The organism is Curtobacterium sp. PhB191 (genome assembly GCF_004346515.1).
Classification (GTDB): domain Bacteria; phylum Actinomycetota; class Actinomycetes; order Actinomycetales; family Microbacteriaceae; genus Curtobacterium.
On sequence record NZ_SMBV01000003.1, the window covers coordinates 43467 to 59164 of the forward strand.

General features: G+C 72.6%; 16 protein-coding genes and 1 other RNA gene. 5 read left to right on the forward strand and 12 right to left on the reverse strand.

Annotated features, from left to right (window positions below):
* Window positions 1-99: 99 nt before the first annotated feature.
* Window positions 100-279, reverse strand: coding sequence for an SPOR domain-containing protein (locus EDF48_RS05920; protein WP_111087009.1), 180 nt, complete (start codon window positions 277-279; stop codon window positions 100-102).
* 149 nt (window positions 280-428) lie between these two features.
* Here EDF48_RS05920 and map point away from each other — a divergent pair, with 149 nt between their 5' ends.
* The 3 genes from map to rnpB all read left to right on the forward strand — a co-directional run bounded on the left by map (window position 429) and on the right by rnpB (window position 2719).
* A complete protein-coding gene (gene map / locus EDF48_RS05925) occupies window positions 429-1292 on the forward strand; it encodes a type I methionyl aminopeptidase (protein WP_123292854.1) in 864 nt (287 codons plus the stop codon).
* A 58-nt stretch (window positions 1293-1350) separates the two neighbouring features.
* Window positions 1351-2100, forward strand: a complete 750-nt coding sequence (ppgK, locus tag EDF48_RS05930) for a polyphosphate--glucose phosphotransferase (RefSeq protein ID WP_111087008.1) — start codon at window positions 1351-1353, stop codon at window positions 2098-2100.
* Between the two features lie 258 nt (window positions 2101-2358).
* Window positions 2359-2719, forward strand: an RNA gene (gene rnpB / locus EDF48_RS05935) — RNase P RNA component class A.
* 297 nt (window positions 2720-3016) lie between these two features.
* Here the strand turns inward: rnpB and EDF48_RS05940 are convergent.
* The 11 genes from EDF48_RS05940 to EDF48_RS05990 all read right to left on the reverse strand — a co-directional run bounded on the left by EDF48_RS05940 (window position 3017) and on the right by EDF48_RS05990 (window position 13835).
* The gene (locus tag EDF48_RS05940; RefSeq protein ID WP_123340505.1) at window positions 3017-3751 is read right to left on the reverse strand and encodes a hypothetical protein; all 735 of its coding nucleotides are present in this window, start codon (window positions 3749-3751) and stop codon (window positions 3017-3019) included.
* Window positions 3752-3753: 2 nt separating this feature from the next.
* Window positions 3754-4599, reverse strand: coding sequence for a Nif3-like dinuclear metal center hexameric protein (locus EDF48_RS05945; RefSeq protein WP_123938187.1), 846 nt, complete (start codon window positions 4597-4599; stop codon window positions 3754-3756).
* 71 nt (window positions 4600-4670) lie between these two features.
* Complete coding sequence (locus tag EDF48_RS05950) at window positions 4671-5771, reverse strand: hypothetical protein (protein WP_131878758.1); 1101 nt, start codon at window positions 5769-5771, stop codon at window positions 4671-4673.
* A gap of 118 nt (window positions 5772-5889) precedes the next feature.
* Window positions 5890-6492: an alpha/beta hydrolase gene (locus tag EDF48_RS05955; protein WP_131878760.1), complete on the reverse strand. Its 603-nt coding sequence runs from the start codon at window positions 6490-6492 to the stop codon at window positions 5890-5892.
* 29 nt (window positions 6493-6521) lie between these two features.
* The gene (locus EDF48_RS05960; protein ID WP_131846150.1) at window positions 6522-7481 is read right to left on the reverse strand and encodes an AraC family transcriptional regulator; all 960 of its coding nucleotides are present in this window, start codon (window positions 7479-7481) and stop codon (window positions 6522-6524) included.
* Window positions 7482-7594: 113 nt separating this feature from the next.
* Window positions 7595-8008 (reverse strand): ATP-binding protein, encoded by a 414-nt coding sequence (locus EDF48_RS05965; RefSeq protein ID WP_131846151.1) that lies wholly within the window; start codon window positions 8006-8008, stop codon window positions 7595-7597.
* Window positions 8008-8343 carry an STAS domain-containing protein gene (locus EDF48_RS05970; RefSeq protein WP_123292661.1) on the reverse strand — a complete coding sequence of 112 codons (336 nt, stop codon included), beginning with the start codon at window positions 8341-8343 and terminating at the stop codon, window positions 8008-8010. Before EDF48_RS05970 ends, EDF48_RS05965 begins: the two co-directional genes overlap by 1 nt.
* A gap of 60 nt (window positions 8344-8403) precedes the next feature.
* Window positions 8404-9612: a multidrug effflux MFS transporter gene (locus EDF48_RS05975; RefSeq protein WP_243698049.1), complete on the reverse strand. Its 1209-nt coding sequence runs from the start codon at window positions 9610-9612 to the stop codon at window positions 8404-8406.
* A 324-nt stretch (window positions 9613-9936) separates the two neighbouring features.
* Window positions 9937-12594, reverse strand: a complete 2658-nt coding sequence (locus EDF48_RS05980) for a phosphoenolpyruvate carboxylase (protein ID WP_131878764.1) — start codon at window positions 12592-12594, stop codon at window positions 9937-9939.
* A gap of 267 nt (window positions 12595-12861) precedes the next feature.
* Window positions 12862-13155 carry a DUF2470 domain-containing protein gene (locus EDF48_RS05985; RefSeq protein ID WP_207906707.1) on the reverse strand — a complete coding sequence of 98 codons (294 nt, stop codon included), beginning with the start codon at window positions 13153-13155 and terminating at the stop codon, window positions 12862-12864.
* The gene (locus EDF48_RS05990) at window positions 13152-13835 is read right to left on the reverse strand and encodes a biliverdin-producing heme oxygenase (RefSeq protein ID WP_131878766.1); all 684 of its coding nucleotides are present in this window, start codon (window positions 13833-13835) and stop codon (window positions 13152-13154) included. Before EDF48_RS05990 ends, EDF48_RS05985 begins: the two co-directional genes overlap by 4 nt.
* 58 nt (window positions 13836-13893) lie before the next feature.
* Here EDF48_RS05990 and EDF48_RS05995 point away from each other — a divergent pair, with 58 nt between their 5' ends.
* On the forward strand, window positions 13894-14739 hold the full coding sequence (locus EDF48_RS05995; RefSeq protein ID WP_131878768.1) for a siderophore-interacting protein: 846 nt from the start codon (window positions 13894-13896) through the stop codon (window positions 14737-14739).
* Between the two features lie 324 nt (window positions 14740-15063).
* Entirely contained in the window at window positions 15064-15630 is a 567-nt protein-coding gene (locus tag EDF48_RS06000; RefSeq protein ID WP_131878770.1) for a GIY-YIG nuclease family protein, read from the forward strand.
* Window positions 15631-15698: the final 68 nt, after the last annotated feature.

The following is a 15698-nucleotide window of genomic DNA, read 5'->3' on the forward strand; positions in this document are numbered from 1 at the left end:
GGTGGCCGCGGGCGGGCCTCGTCCCAGGCTAGTGGTCCCGCGGCGTGCGCGGGGCCGTGCGACGCGTCAGTGGTCCGTCACCGTGCCGTCACCGGTGCGTCACTGGTCGTCGGCGTCCCACTTCTCGTTGTTCGCCGCGATCCGGTCGAGCGCGTGCTGCGCTTCCTCGCGCGTGTCGAACGGGCCGATGCGGTCGCGCTGCGGGGACTGCGGACCCTGCTCGACCTGGCCGGTCTTGTCGTTGAACCACCACTGGGACTCGATGCGTTCGTCGCTCATGTCGCCCACCGTACCCAGGTGACGGCCTGGAGGCCCGGTGCCGGCCCGGCGGACCGGCGCCGGGCCTCCAGACGGTCACGCCCACCCCGTCGGGCCGCACCGTGGGGCGGTTGCGCTCGGCGCGTCGCGCCGCGGCTAGAGTGGTCGGCATGCCCCGGGACGAACACGGACACCTGACCGCCGGCCGCGTCTCCCCGCTCCGGACCGTCCCGAAGGACATCGAACGCCCGGAGTACGTCGGCAAGGTCGAACCGCACGAGCACGGCCTCGGTGACACGTACTCCCCCGACGAGGTCGAGCGCATCCGCACCGCCGGCCGCATCGCGTCCCAGGCCATCGACGCCGTCGGCGCGGCGATCCGTCCCGGCGTGACCACCGACGAACTCGACCGCATCGGCCACGATTTCGTCGTCGCACACGGCGCCTACCCGTCGACGCTCGGGTACCGCGGGTACCCGAAGTCACTGTGCTCGAGCCTCAACGAGGTCATCTGCCACGGCATCCCGGACGACACCGTCCTGCAGGAGGGCGACCTCGTCAACATCGACATCACCGCCTACAAGGACGGGATGCACGGCGACACGAACCGCACGTTCATCGTCGGGCAGGCGTCGCAGGAGGTGTCGGACCTGGTGACGCGGACCGAAGAGGCGCTCCGACGCGGCATCAAGGCCGTCGCCCCCGGCCGGCAGGTGAACGTCATCGGCCGCGCCATCGAGGCGTACGCGAAGCGCTTCGGCTACGGAGTCGTCCGCGACTACACCGGCCACGGCGTCGGTCGTGCCTTCCACTCCGGCCTGATCATCCCGCACTACGACGCGCCGCAGTACGACGACGTCATCGAGCAGGGCATGGTGTTCACCATCGAGCCCATGTTGACCCTCGGCGGGATCGAGGCCGACATCTGGTCCGACGACTGGACGGTCTCGACGCGCGACAAGTCGTGGACCGCACAGTTCGAGCACACCCTCGTCGTCACCGAACGCGGCGCGGAGCTCCTCACCGTCTCCTGACCGGACACCCCTTCCTGACCGGGCACTCCGGCAGGCAACCGAAAGGCACGACAACCTCATGACCTCCCTCGCAGTCGGCGTCGACATCGGTGGTACGGGCATCAAGGGCGCGATCGTCGACGTCGCGTCCGGTGAACTGACCACGGACCGCATCAAGAAGGCCACCCCGGAAGGCGGGAAGCCCCACGACATCACCGCCGTCGTCGCCTCGATCCTCGACGAACTCGCACCCGCGGCCGACGTCCCCGTCGGCGTGTGCTTCCCCGCGATCGTGCGGGACGGCAAGACCATGTCGGCCGCGAACGTCTCGAAGAAGTGGATCGGCTTCGAGGCCGAAGCGCTGTTCGAGAAGGAGCTCGGCCGCGCGATCCACTTCGTCAACGACGCCGACGCCGCCGGGTTCGCCGAGCAGCAGTTCGGCGCGGCGAAGGGCAAGGACGGCCTGGTGATCGTCACGACGCTGGGCACCGGGATCGGCAGCGCGCTCATCAACGACGGCGTGCTCATCGTGAACTCGGAGCTCGGACACCTGGAGATCGACGGGCACGACGCCGAGTCGCGCGCGTCCTTCGCTGCCAAGGAGCGCGACGACCTGTCGTGGAAGCACTGGGCGAAGCGCCTGCAGACCTACTACTCGACGCTCGAGGCCCTGCTCTCCCCCGAGCTCTTCGTCGTCGGTGGCGGCGTGTCGAAGCAGTACGAGGAGTTCCTGCCGCTGCTCGACCTGCAGGCGGAGATCATCCCCGCGACGCTGCGCAACAACGCCGGCATCATCGGCGCCGCGACCCTGGCTGCCCGGAGCGCCTGACCCGGCGGTCGGACGGTCGGACGGTCGGACCTGCACTGGCCTGCACCGTGCGGCGCGGGAGGTGTTCGGTGCGGTTCGACGCGCCCGGCCGCTGGCGCCGAGGTTCCACGACTCGCCGTCTGCGGTGCGCCGAGGTTCGACGGAGCCCCCTCGTGCGCGCCGACATGCCGAGATTTCGGAACCTCGGGGCACGGGAACGGACACGGGCGCGGGTGGGGGCGGGCAGGGACGCGGGGCCGGTAGACTCGGACCTGCGAATGGGTCGGTGAGACGGTCGCGTCACTCCCCCGGGAGTGCCGAGGAACGTCCGGGCTCCACAGAGCAGGGCGGTGGGTAACACCCACCCGGAGCAATCCGCGAGACAGTGCCACAGAAAGCAGACCGCCGGCGGCAACGTCGGTAAGGGTGAAACGGTGGTGTAAGAGACCACCAGGGGTCCGGGTGACCGGATCCGCTCGGTAAACCTCGCCCGGAGCAAGGTCAGACAGAGGACGCTGAGGCTGCTCGCCGAGTCCTCGGGTAGACCGCTGGAGGCCGACGGCAACGTCGGTCCGAGAGAGATGGCCGTCACCGCCGTGCAAGCGGCGGGACAGAACCCGGCGTACGGCCGGCCCATTCGCCCCACGTGCAGCACTCGCGATCCCGTGCGAGGTTGACCACTCCGTGCGCCGCAACAACGCCGCACCGAGCGTGCAAGCTCGCACCAGGCGAGAGACCCCGCACCGTGCACCGCCACACCCCGAGCCCGCGCCTGCGCCGACAGACCCGCACGGTGCGACGTTCGCGACCCCGTGCGAGGTTAACCACTCGGTGCGCCGCAACAAGCTCGCACCGAGCGTGCAAGCTCGCACCAGGCGACAGACGGGAGGCGCGGTGCCAGCTGGCACCGCGCCTGCCGTCGACAGCGTGCGAGCGCCTACAGACCGGACTCGGCCGTGCGCACCAGGATCGCGTCGCTGTCCGGGCACAGCACCACGTCGTCCGGCGCGGCCCGGCGGATGTCCTGCAGGTCCGAGTTGTTCAGCGCCACGCCCGACGCCGTCGACACCCCACCCTGCAGCAGCGACGCACCGAAGCCGTAGCGGGCACGCTGCCGGTCGTAGAGCGCGAGCAGCTCGGCCGGCACCTTCGCGGCGACGTCGGCCCGGGCCTGCTCGGCAGAGGCGCGGTCGGACGACAGGCGCGCGATCTCGGCGTCACGTTCGGCGACCAGGCCGGAGCGCGCGGCTTCGACGTCGGCGAGCTGCGCCTCGATGTCGCCGACCCGGGCGCGGAGCCCGTCGAGGTTCTCCATGACCTCGAGCTCGGCGGTCTCGAGGCCACCGATGCGGCGCTGCAGCGACTCGAGCTCGTTCTGCAGGCCGGTCGCGTCCTTCGAGTTCGACACGTTCTGCAGCATCGTGGTGTCGCGCTCGACGCGGGCCTGCGCGGTGGCGGTGTCGGACTCCAGGCGGGCGAGTTCGCGTTCGGCGTCCTCGACCAGGCCGGTCGCGGCGACGAGTTCGCTGCGCAGTCCGGCGGCCTTGGTGCCGAGTCCGGTGAGCTGGTCGCCCTTCTGCAGCGACGTGATGCGGTGCGCGATGCGGGTGACGTCGTTGTCGAGTCGTTGGACGTCGAGGAGGATGACCTGGTCCTCGGGTGCTGCCTTCATGGTCAGACTCCTTCAGTGGGGGTGGTGGGTTCGGCCGCCGGCAGGACCGCGAAGTCCCACGGGTCGGTGCGGAGGTCGCTCACGGTGACCCGGACGCCCGCGGCCTGGCGCAGTTGCGCGGCCGCGACGTCGAGCCAGAGCCACTCGGTGGCCCAGTGCGAAGTGTCGATGAGGGCGGGACCGCCGCCGAGCAGTGCCTGTTCGCGGAACTCGGACGCCGGGTGGTGGCGGAGGTCGCTCGTGATGTACACGTCGGCAGCGAGGACGGCGGGGTGGCCGAGCAGCGAGTCCCCCGCGCCGGCGCACAGTGCCACGGTGCGGACGGGCTGGTCGAAGTCGCCGGACACCCGGACCCCGGTCGCGGTCGGTGGCAGCAGGTCGACGAGCTTCCGTGCCAGGGCGCCGAGGGTCGTGCCCTCGGCGAGGACCCCGACGCGGCCGATGCCCGTCGCGGGGTCGGTGCCGGCGTCGAGCGGTCGCTGGTCGGTCAGGCCGATCCGGTCGGCGAGCACGGCCGAGGTCCCCGTGGTGACGACGTCGGCGTTGGTGTGGGCCGCGATCAGGGCGCTGCCACCGCGCACGAGGGTCGCGAGGACGCTGCCCTTGTACGTCGACTCGGCGATCGTCGTGACGCCGCGCAGGAGCAGCGGGTGGTGCGTGAGCAGGAGCCCGGCACCGAGCTCGACCGCTTCACGTGCGGTCGCGGGGACGGCGTCGACGGCCAGGTGGACGTGCTCGACGGTGGCGTCCGGGTCGCCGGCGACCAGTCCGACGGCGTCCCACGACTCGGCTCCTGCGGCGGGCCACAGGTCTTCGATCACGGCCTGGAGTTCGCGGAGCGTCGGCATCCGGTCAGTCTACCGAGCCGACCGCGTCGGCACCGGCAGCCGGTCCGCGCAGGGTGATCCGAGCCTCCCGGTCAGCGGCGACCGAGCGCACGGAGCAGGCCGGCGACGAGTCGCGACCACCAGCCGGGCCGGGCCGGCTCGTCGGTGCCGGTTTCGGTGTCGGTGCCGGTTTCGGTGTCGACGCTCGCCGGGGCGGCCGTCGCGACGACGGGTACGGCGATCACGTCCGGCAGCACGACGGGCGTGCTCGCGGTCGTGCCCTGGTGGGCGGTGAGAGCGGCCGCGAACGCGGCACGGTCGATGACCGTCGGCCCGGTGGCGGGCTGGACGAGCGGCGTGGGTCGCGTGTTCGCGGACACCGGCGACACGGCCGGGAGGCCCAGCACCGGTCGCACGGGCTCGTCTCGTTCCGGGGCGACCAGCGCCACGGCCGGTGTCGCCGTGACGACGTCGGCTCCCGGTGCGGCTGCTGCCGCCGGTGCGGGGCGGACCACGGCCACCGTGGGAGCGGGGGCGACGCCGGTCACGACGGCGACCGGAGCGGTCGCGGCACGGCGGGCGGCTGCACGGTCGCGACGGTCCGACTCGGCGGCGGCGTCCTCGAGCAGGTCCGCGAAGACGGTCTGGGCGAAGGCGCGGGCTGCGGTGACCTCCGGGTCGTCCGCGCCGTCGACGGTGGCCTCCCAGGCGGCGAGGCGGGCGAGGTCCTCGTCGCGGCGACGGACCTCGTCCTCGAGCAGGACGATCCGCTCGATGGTGCTGCGACCGGTGGACGACGAGACCTGGATCGCGAGGTCCTCGATGCGCAGGGCGAGGCGCTCCGGCGGTTCGGGGAACGACGGTGCGCAGACGGCGGCGTGCCGGGCGCGGTCGCGGCGGAACGCGGGAGCTGCGGGCGCGGTGCTGGCTTCAGGCGCGGTGCTGGCTTCGGGCGCTGCGACTGCTGCAGCCGCGGTGCTGGCGTCCGGCGTCCGGACAGCGGTGGCGTCCGGCGTCTGGACAGCGGTGGCGTCGGCCACGGCGCCGGGGCGCTGCACCGGGCCGGTGACGGGCGGGACCACGAGGTCCGCCACGTACGGCGTGCGCGTCGCCGGGGCGTCGCGGAGCCACTCCTCGACCTCGCGACCGAACGGGTCGACGAGGGGGGTGCGTGCACCGGACTGGGTCTCCATGTCCGAAGGATAAATATCGCGCGCGCCGAAACTCGGGACATCCGCGGTGTGTCGCAGCAATCCCTGCCATATCGCCCCGAACGTGAACGGCGTGTCGCCCGTCGCCCCGGGGGTCGGGTCAGAGCGTCCGCTCGAACGCGCCGAGGAGCTCCCGACCGGCGGGCCAGGCGCCGACACCGCTGGCGACGTTGACGTGGCCGAGCGGGCCGACCCGGAGCACCGCGGCCCCCATCGTCTCCGCGAACGCCAGAGCACGGTCGGCGGTGCAGTACGGGTCGTCGTCGCTCACCACCAGGCGAGTCGGAACGCGGGCCGCTGCGGTGCCGGCCGGGATCGGGCGGGGCGCGGGGAACCCGGAGGCGGCCGCGGGGAAGCCCGGTGCCGCGGGGTCCGGCGGCGCGACGAGGAAGGCGCCGGCGGCGGTGGGGCCGGCGGCGCCCGCGACGGCTGCGGCGTCTGCAGCGTCTGCGGCGGCGGCGACGAGCCAGTCGGCGACGGCGAGCACGCCCAGGCTGTGCGCCACGAGCACCGGCGGTTCGGCGCACGACGCGACCGCGCGGGAGATGGCGTCTCGCCAGTCCCCCGGGTCCGGCTCACCCCACGACGCCGGTGCGATGCGGACGGCGTCGTCGCCGCGCTCCCGCTGCCAGACGGACTGCCAGTGCTCCGCGTCGGAGTTCCAGATCCCGGGCACGATCACCCACGGTCGAGGTCTGCTCACCCGGGCAGCGTAGCGAACCCCGGACGGACCTAGCGCTGCAGTGTGTCGCGCGGGTACTCGGAGAAGCGCGCTGCGTACGCCGCCGAGAACCGACCGAGGTGCGCGAAGCCCCACCGCATCGCCACGCTCGCCACGGTCAGGTCGCCCGTCGACGCACGGCGGAGCTCCTCGCGCACCCGGTCGAGACGGATCCCGCGGAGCATCGCGTTCGGGGCCGTGCCGACCTGCCGCTGGAACGCCTGCTGCAGGCCGCGGACGCTCAGCCCGACGTGCTCGGCGACGTCGGTGGTCGAGATCGGCGTGTGCGCGAAGGCGTGCATGTACTCGACGGCCTCGCGGACACGGCCCGTGGCGCCCTGCGGCAGGGGGACGTCCGGGGCCAGCAGCTTGTGCGGGAAGGTCCGGAGCAGGGACCGGGCGGTGTCCCGTGCGACCTCGGCCAGGGCGAGCGAACTGACCGACGCCCGACCGAGCACGACCGCCGCGGCACGCTGGACCTGCACGTTCCAGCCCCGCAGGTCGGCCGTGCGCGGCGTCGCCGTGTGGTCGAAGACGAGTGGGCCCGGCTGCGCACCGTGGACCTCGGCCGCGACGCGCTCCAGGGCGGTGCGGTCGAACTGCACCAGGCTCTGCCGGACGTCCTGCAGGTCGAAGGCGAAGGGACGGCCGGTCGGGAACATCATCGGGGTGGCGGGCGTGAACGCGACCTCTTGCCGGCCGATGTCGACGCGCCCGCCGCCGTCCGTGATCCACATGACGACGTACTCGTCGCGGACGTCCAGCTCACCCTGCATCCGCGCGTCGAACCGGGTCGACCGGAACGACATCACGTCGTCGCCGACGACGCGGAAACGGTACGCGAACGGACGCTCCGTGCGGGTCGCGGTGAAGCCCACACTGGCGTAGGCGTCCTCGTACATGTGCACGGCAGCGTCGAGATCGGCCCCCGACGTCTCGAAGCTGATCCTGGGATCCGGTTCGGCTGTCATCGCGCGAATCGTGACACGGCGGCCAGGAACCCCGGGAATCCCCCGCGGCACCTTGCGGATTGTGGCCCACGGAGTGCGCGAGACGGACGAAGCGACGGGTCGCGTGGTGGCGGTCAGTGACGGGCGCGCAGGACCGTCCACCGGTTCTCGTCGGCGACCCGCTCGTACCGCAGGTCGTCCACGACCATCCGGACCAGGGCGAGTCCGCGACCGCTCTCGGCGAGTCCGTCGGGCAACTCGGCCGACTCGGTGTCCACGGTGGCGGCGACGCCGTCATCGGAGAGCAGTGCGGCGAACCGGTCCGCTCCGATCTCGAGGCGCAGACGGCAGGAGACGCCCTCCGGGCGTGTCCCGTGCTCGATCACGTTCGAGGTGAGTTCGACGATCGCGAGCTCGAGGGCCATCCGGTCCTCGACGGAGACCGAGGGTTCGTGCTGCCACACGCCCGCCAGGAACTCGTGCACGGCGGACACGTCGTCCGGCGGGCACGACAACGCGAGCGTGTGCTCGGCGGCCGAGGCGGTCATCACCAGTCGGTGACCGCAGCGTCCCCGTCGGGGTACGTGCGGAGGATCTTGTCGATGTTGGAGAGCTGCAGGACCATCTGCACCTGCTCGGACGGCGCTGCGATGCGGAGGTCGCCGCCCGCCTGCCGCGCGGTCTTCAGGCTGCCGACCAGCGCGCCGAGCCCGGACGAGTCCATGAACTCGACACCGGAGAGCTCGACCACGACGCGGGCACGTCCGTTGTCGACGACCTTCGCGACCGCCTCGCGGAACTCGGGGGCGGACACCATGTTGAGGCGCCCGCTGCACTCGAGTACCGCGGTGTCGGGCTGCGCTTCGTGTACGACGATGTCCATGCCGGGTGGTCTCCTCTGATCGGTGCGCCTTGCAACCAGCAACCTACCGGCTCCGCCGCGTCAGGTCCCGCTGCGGTCCCGACGCGTCGCGGTGACCTGCACCACGACGGCTGCGGCCATGAGTGCCGCCATGACCCCGCCCATCGCCAGCGCGGTCCCGCCGAGCGCGCCGGCGAGCGGTGTCCCGAGGCCGCCGATCCCGAACGTCAGGCCGCCCTGCAGGGCCGCGGCCGTCCCCGGGTGCGCCGCCCCGACGTGCTGCGTCCGGGTCATCGCCGCGGGCAGCACGAAGCCCCACGCACCCGTGACGACCGCGAGGGCGCACCAGACCGGCACCGGACCGAGGTCGAGCAGCGCCGAGACGAGGACCGCCGCCGCGCCCGCGGTGCCGACGAGCAGTCCGACGGTGAGCAGGCAGTCCTCGGAGAACCGTCCGACGACCCGGCCGAACACCAACGTGGTGACGATCATCATCGAGGCGTTCGTGGCGAAGACCAGCGTGTACATTCCCTCGGAGAAGCCGAACTGGGTCTGGAACACGAACGAGCTGGTCGCGATGTACGCGAAGAACCCCACGGTGGACAGCACCCCGCTCAGCACGTAGGCCCGGAACCGCGGGATCGCCAGCAGTTCGCGGATGCGTCGACCGTTCGCGGCGAAGCCCACGCCCCCGCGTCGCTCCGGCGGCAGGGTCTCGCGGAACCGCAGCACCACCATCGCGAAGAACAGCGCGCCGAGCACCGCGAGCACGACGAACATGATCCGCCACGTGCCGAACGTCAGTACGGCCCCTCCGGCCAGCGGTGCCACGACGGGGCCGATCGCGTTGATCGCGGCGAGCGTGCCGAAGACCTTCGCCATCCGGGTCCCGCTCGCCACGTCCGACACCATCGCCCGGCCGGCGACCGCTCCGGCCGCCCCGCCGAGCCCCTGGGCGATGCGGGCGAGGACGAGCGTGACGACGTCCGGCGCGAGGGCGCACCCGACCGAGGCGAGCGCGAACACCGCGGTGCCGACGACGAGCATCGGCCGCCGACCGACCCCGTCGCTGACGGGTCCGACGAGCAACTGCCCGACCGCGAAGGCGACGAGGAACGCCGTGAGCGACAGCTGCACGGCACCGGGGGTCGTGCCGAGGTCGCGGGCGATCTGCGGCAGCGCAGGGATGTACATGTCGGTGGCGAACGGCGACACCCCGACGATCAGGGCCAGCGGCACGATCGGCGGCAGGGTGGTCGTGGTCGGTTTCCGGGTGCGCTCCGTCGTCACGACCGACACGCTACGCGCACCCGAATCGATTCGACGGGCCCTGCGCGCCGCTCACGTCCGCCGACTGGTCGCGAACCGTCGCGCGGCGACCGGGCAGCCGACGTCGCGTGACCGCTCGACGGTGCAGCCCTGGACGTGCGCGGTGGCGGACGGGAGGCCCGGGACAGCGCCGCCACGGGCCTCCCGTCCGCCACCGCGAGCGGTCACGGCGCGCCGCTCACGTCCGCCGAGTGGTCGCGAACCGTCGCGCGGCGACGACGGAGCCGACGGTTCGTGACCACTCAGCGGTGCGGAGCCGGGCCGGCCGGGGCGGACCGTCCGGCGTCAGCCGGTGTTCTGCAGGCCGGCGGCGATCCCGTTCACGGTGAGCAGGAGCAGACGGTGGTCGGCGTCCGTCGGGTCGGTGCTGCCCGTCGTCCGGATGGACCGGAGCGCGCGGAGCTGCAGGTGCGACAGGGCGTCGACGTAGGGGCTGCGCAGGCGCACGGCCCGGGCCAGGACCGGACGGTCCTCGAGCACGTCGCTGCCACCCGAGATCCGGAGCACCCAGTCACGGGTCCGCGTCATCTCGTCGAGCACCTTGGCGGCGAGGTCGTCGCGGTCCGCGAGCTCGAGGTACCGGCGGGCGATGTGCTCGTCGGTCTTCGCGAGCGACATCTCGACGTTCTTGATCATCGCGCCGAACAGCGGCCACTCGGCGTAGGCGGCACGCAGGACGTCGACGTCACCGACCGCCTCGAGCGCGGAGCCGAGCCCGTACCAACCGGCCAGGTTGATCCGCGCCTGGGTCCACGAGAACACCCACGGGATCGCCCGGAGGTCCTCGAGCGACTCGACCGACAGCCCGCGGCGGGCCGGGCGGGAGCCGAGCGGGAGCAGCCCGATCTCCTCCATCGGGGTGACCCGAGCGAACCACGGAGCGAAGCCGTCCGCCTTGACCAGGTCGTAGAACGCGACGCGCGAGACGTCGTCCAGCTGCTGCGCGAGGTCGGCGAACCGGGTGGCCGCAGCGGCCGTGCGCGCCTCGTTGGACGGCGATGACGCGAACAGGGTGGCCGAGGCCATCTGCTCGAGGTGGCGGGCCGCGATGTCCTGGTCGCCGTACTGCGCGAAGATGACCTCGCCCTGTTCGGTGAGCTTCAGGCGACCGTCGATCGATCCCGGCGGCTGCGCGAGGACGGCCTCGTTGGCCGGCCCGCCACCGCGACCGAGCGAACCGCCGCGGCCGTGGAACAGGGTGAGCTCGACCTCGTTGTCCCGCGCCCAGTCGGCGATGCGCGCCTGGGCGTCGTAGAGCGCCAGGTTCGCGGAGACAGGACCGACGTCCTTCGACGAGTCCGAGTAGCCGAGCATGACCTCGAGCCGACGGCCGGTCGCGGCCAGGCGACGCTGGAACGTCTCGGTGCGGACGGCCTCGTCGAGGATGTCGACGCTGGCGTGCAGGTCGGCGAAGGTCTCGAACAGCGGGATGACGTCGAGCACCGGCGCGGCCTCGGGCGAGCCGAGTGCGGCGACGGCGAGCTCGTGCACGTTCGCCAGGTCCGCCGCCGACTGCGTGAAGGACACGATGTACCGGCTGGCGGCGCGGACGCCGTAGCGGTCCTGCAGGTCGGCGATGGTCCGGAAGACCGCGAGGACCTCTTCGGTGGTCTCGCTCAGCGCGCCGCCGGCCCGGATCTCCGCCAGGGCCGTGCGGTGCACCTGCGAGTGCTGCCGGACCTCGAGCTCGGCCAGGTGGAACCCGAAGGTCTCGACCTGCCAGATGAGGTTCTGCAGCTCACCGTTCGCCGGCCGGATCGCGCCGGCGGCGACGAGCGACGCCTGGATCGTCCGGAGGTCGGCGAGCAGGGCGTCCGGGCCGTCGTACGCGAGCGGCGTCGTGCCCTGGCGGGTGGCCTCGATGCGCGCGGCGGTGAACAGGAGCGCGCGACGGTGGGTCTCGTTCGGGGCGCGGACGCCGATGCGCTCGGCGATGCCCGGGTCGAGCGACTCCTGCGCCGCCACGAGCGCGGCGAGCCCGGCGTCGGCCGGGGTGTCGCTCGCGTCGAGGGTCAGGGCGCTACCGATGCGGGTGGTGGCGCGGGTGAGCCCGATCAGGATGTGCTCGGCCGCGATCTCCGCAGCCTGGCGCGTGATGTCGGCGGTCACGTGCGGGTTGCCGTCGCGGTCGCCACCGATCCAGGTGCCGAACCGCACGAACGCGGGTGCCGTCACCGGTGCGCGACCGGCGTCGTCGCCCTGCAGCCGGTCGTCGAGCAGGCGGTAGACCTGCGGGACGATCTCGAACAGCGTCTGGTCGAAGACGCTCATGGCGGTGCGGACCTCGTCGAGCGGGGTCGGACGGGTCGTGCGGAGCGGCGAGGTGCGCAGGAGCGTCGTGATCTCCTCGAGCAGCCGTCGCTCGTTCTCGGCACGTGCCGTGGCGTTCTTCGAGCGGTCGCGCTCGTCGATGAGGTCCGTGATGCGCCGCACGCCCGTGGTGACCGCACGACGGCGGGCCTCGGTCGGGTGTGCGGTCAGCACCGGGTGGAACCGCAGCGTCCGGAGTCGCTCGGCCGCCTCGGCCTCGCCGACCTCGGCCACGAGTTCCGCGTAGGTCGCGGGGAACGAGTCACCGGCCAGGCCGCCGTCGTCGCCGCGCTGCCGGAGCACCCGCACGCGGTGGTGCTCCTCGGCCAGGTTCGTGAGGTGGAAGTACGTCGTGAAGGCCTGCGCCACCGCTTCGGCGCGCTCGGCCGACATCGCGGACACGAGGGTCTGCGCGCGGGCAGCACCCTCGGCGTGGTCGCCCTCGTAGGCGTCGATCACGGCCGCACGCAGCGACTCCACGTCACGCAGCAGCTCGTCGCCACCGTTCTCGCGCAGCACCCGGCCGAGCAGGTTGCCGAGGTAGCGCACGTCGGCGCGCAGGTCACTGTCGACCGCGCCGCTGACGTCGTCCCGAGCGCGCTCATGGCGCGCCGATCCGTCGATCGCCGTCATGGGGTCCTTTCGGGGTCGTCCGGGAACACCGTCCCGGCTCCGAGCAGCGTATCGGCCCGTGGCCACCCGTGACGTCGACCGTCCGGACGGACCAGCGGGCAGGGTGCCCGGAACGCGGACGCGCGCGCAGCGCGGGCATGCAGGGGGGACGCCGGGATCGCGACGCGTGGCGGGAGCACCCCTGCAGTTGCGACGCGGTCCGCGATCCCGGCGGGTCTGTGGTCGGCGCGGATCGGCTCGGATCAGCGCGGATCGGATCGGCTCGGTTCAGCTCGGTTCGGCGAGCTGGGCCTGCGCGGCGGAGTGGACCTCGACGATCTGCACCCGCGCCGAGCGGCGGTCGGTCAGCGGCGACGTCCAGGGCACGATGACCTGTTCCTCGTCGCCGTCGTCGAGCCGGGCGAGCCAGACACCGGCGATCGCATCGATCTCGGTCATCGTCGCGGCCACCGCGGTCGCGGCCCCGTTCGCGCGGACGATCGCCAGGTTGTCGACCGCGTGGTCGACGTTCATGTGCCGGAGGATCGCTCGGCGCGCCTCGTCGTCGAAGGGCTCGGTCACGCGGTCACCGCCACGTCGCCGGCGCCGTCGGTCACCGGGCGACGCCGGGCGTCGAGCCCCTCGAGCAGGCCGTTGTTGAGCGAGTACGCCAGTTCGACCTCGGCGATGACCCGCTCCTGCTCGTCGGCCGTCCACGGCGCCGCGTCGAGCTGCGCACGGTAGGTGTCCTTGAAGGCACTCGGGTCCGCGACCTGGTCGAAGATGTAGAACAGGACGCCGTTCGTGTCGAAGCCGAACTGGTCGGAGAGCATCCGACCGATCATCTGCCCGCCGGACAGATCGCCGAGGTACCGCGTGTAGTGGTGCGCGACGAAGCCGCCCGGCCACTCGGCCGCGACCTCGTTGAGCCGCCGCACGTACGCCGTCGTGGCGGGGAGCGGGCAGACCAGCTCGGACCAGTCCGGGCCGATCAGGTACTCGAGGTCGGCGCGGATGGCCGGCATCCGGGTGAGCTGCGAGGTGACGAACGGTGCCGCCACCGGGTGGTCCGCCATCCGTTCGGCTGCACGTTCGAGGGCGTCGTAGACGAACGAGTACTGTCCGAGCAACGCCGCGTAGTCGGCGACGTCGCACTTCCCGCCGAGCAGGTCGTGCATGAAGCCGTTCCCGGCCGAGGAACCGTGCGAGCGACGCGTGCGCTTGCGCAGCAGCTCGGAGAACGGGATGACGGTCGTGTCCATGAGGTAAGGCTAACCTTAGTTCGACAAACGTCAAGCAGGAGAGAGGACGCTCGTACCGATGAGCTCCAAGCCCAAACGCCCCCAGCACGTCTTCGTCGTCGACCGGACCGAGCGACTGTCGCCCCACATGGTGCGCGTCCACCTCGGTGGCCCGGCCTTCGACGACTTCGTGGGCACGGCCGACCCGGACAAGCTGGCCGCCACCGACAAGTACGTCAAGCTCCTGCTCGCCAAGCCGTCGCTCGGCCTCGAGCCCCCGTACGACCTCGAGGAACTGCGCGAGACGCTGCCGAAGCAGGACCGACCGGCCCGCCGGACGTACACGGTGCGGGCCGTCGACCACACCGCGAAGACGATCGCCGTCGACTTCGTCGTGCACGGCGACGACGGGCTCGCCGGGCCCTGGGCCGCAGCGGCGCAGCCCGGCGACAAGCTCGCGCTGTCCGGTCCCGGCGGTGGCTACGCGCCCGTCGACGACCCGGACGTCACCCACGTCCTCCTCGGCGACGACAGCGCCCTGCCGGCCATCGGCGCCGCGCTGGAGTCGATGTCCGACACGGCCACGGGCGTCGCCCTGGTCGAGGTCGCCGGCCCTGCCGACGAGCAGGAGATCGCGCACCCGGCCGGGGTCGACCTGCGGTGGCTGCACCGCGACGCCACCGGCGCCCAGCCGGGCACGCTCCTGCTGGACGCGGCCCGGGCGCTGCCCCGTGCCTCCCGGCCGGTCCAGGTGTTCGCACACGGCGAGCGGACCGCGATGAAGGCGATCCGTCGGCTGCTGCAGGACGGCTGGGGGCTGGAGAAGCGCGAGATGTCGCTGTCGGCCTACTGGGCGCTCGGCCGCGGTGAGGACCAGTTCCAGGAGGAGAAGCGCGAGCCGGTCGGCGTGATCTTCACCGACTGACGGGTCTCGGCCTGCACGGTTCTTCCCAGAGCGGTTGCGGTGGGAAGCGGGAACGGGCGTACCTGGTCGTTCCAACCGACCAGGTACGCCCGGTTTCGGCAGGTATGCACCGGTCCGGCTCGGGCGCGCCCCGGTCCCGGTAGGTGCGCCCGGTCCTTCCCAGAGCGGCTGCGGTGGGAAGCGGAAACGGGCGTACCTGGTCGTTCCAACCGACCAGGTACGCCCGTTCCCGGCAGGGACGCACCGGTCCGGCGCGGGTGCGCGGGTGCGCAGGGCGGCCGGGAGGCCCGGGGCACGTCGGTGGGTCCGGCTAGCGTTCCGGGCATGGTCACCTCGTCGTGCTGCGTGCCGGGTTGCGCGGGCCCCGCTGCGGACGCGCTCACGGGCGTGCCCCTGTGTGCGACGCACGTCACGCTGGTGACGGAGTTCGCGGCCGAGCACGTCGGCGTCGAGGACACCCTGCCGGGGCCGTGCCCGGTGTGCGGAGCCCGCGTCGGGGTGCGGTTCCCGACGGCGTTCGTCTGCGCACGGTGCGAGTGGCGGTGGGGCGACGTGCCCGACGGCGACCTCGCTCCCCCGCGGGTCGACGTCGTGTACTACCTGCGGATGCGCGACGACTTCGGCGACCGGGTGAAGATCGGCACCACGATGAACCCGAGGCAGCGACTGGCCGCGATCCCGCACCAGGACCTCCTGGCGTTCGAGCGGGGCGATAGGACGCTCGAACGTCGGCGGCACGCGCAGTTCGCGACCACCCGGTACCCCGGCACCGAGTGGTTCCGAGCGACACCGGAGCTGCTCGCGCACGTCGACGCCGTCGCCGCCGGGGTGGACGACCCGTGGGACCTGCACGCCCGGTGGACGAGCGAGGCACTCGCCCTGCGCGGCTGACCGAGCGGGCCGGAGCGCGTCCGCGCCGGCGGCCCGCCCACGTCGGCAGCCCGCCCACGTCGGCAGCC

Coding starts and splice junctions, on each gene's coding strand:
- EDF48_RS05920 (WP_111087009.1), bottom strand. CDS start 279: ATGAGCGACGAACGCATCGAGTCCCAGTGGTGGTTCAACGACAAGACC.
- map (WP_123292854.1), top strand. CDS start 429: ATGCCCCGGGACGAACACGGACACCTGACCGCCGGCCGCGTCTCCCCG.
- ppgK (WP_111087008.1), top strand. CDS start 1,351: ATGACCTCCCTCGCAGTCGGCGTCGACATCGGTGGTACGGGCATCAAG.
- EDF48_RS05940 (WP_123340505.1), bottom strand. CDS start 3,751: ATGAAGGCAGCACCCGAGGACCAGGTCATCCTCCTCGACGTCCAACGA.
- EDF48_RS05945 (WP_123938187.1), bottom strand. CDS start 4,599: ATGCCGACGCTCCGCGAACTCCAGGCCGTGATCGAAGACCTGTGGCCC.
- EDF48_RS05950 (WP_131878758.1), bottom strand. CDS start 5,771: ATGGAGACCCAGTCCGGTGCACGCACCCCCCTCGTCGACCCGTTCGGT.
- EDF48_RS05960 (WP_131846150.1), bottom strand. CDS start 7,481: ATGACAGCCGAACCGGATCCCAGGATCAGCTTCGAGACGTCGGGGGCC.
- EDF48_RS05965 (WP_131846151.1), bottom strand. CDS start 8,008: ATGACCGCCTCGGCCGCCGAGCACACGCTCGCGTTGTCGTGCCCGCCG.
- EDF48_RS05970 (WP_123292661.1), bottom strand. CDS start 8,343: ATGGACATCGTCGTACACGAAGCGCAGCCCGACACCGCGGTACTCGAG.
- EDF48_RS05980 (WP_131878764.1), bottom strand. CDS start 12,594: ATGACGGCGATCGACGGATCGGCGCGCCATGAGCGCGCTCGGGACGAC.
- EDF48_RS05990 (WP_131878766.1), bottom strand. CDS start 13,835: ATGGACACGACCGTCATCCCGTTCTCCGAGCTGCTGCGCAAGCGCACG.
- EDF48_RS05995 (WP_131878768.1), top strand. CDS start 13,894: ATGAGCTCCAAGCCCAAACGCCCCCAGCACGTCTTCGTCGTCGACCGG.
- EDF48_RS06000 (WP_131878770.1), top strand. CDS start 15,064: ATGGTCACCTCGTCGTGCTGCGTGCCGGGTTGCGCGGGCCCCGCTGCG.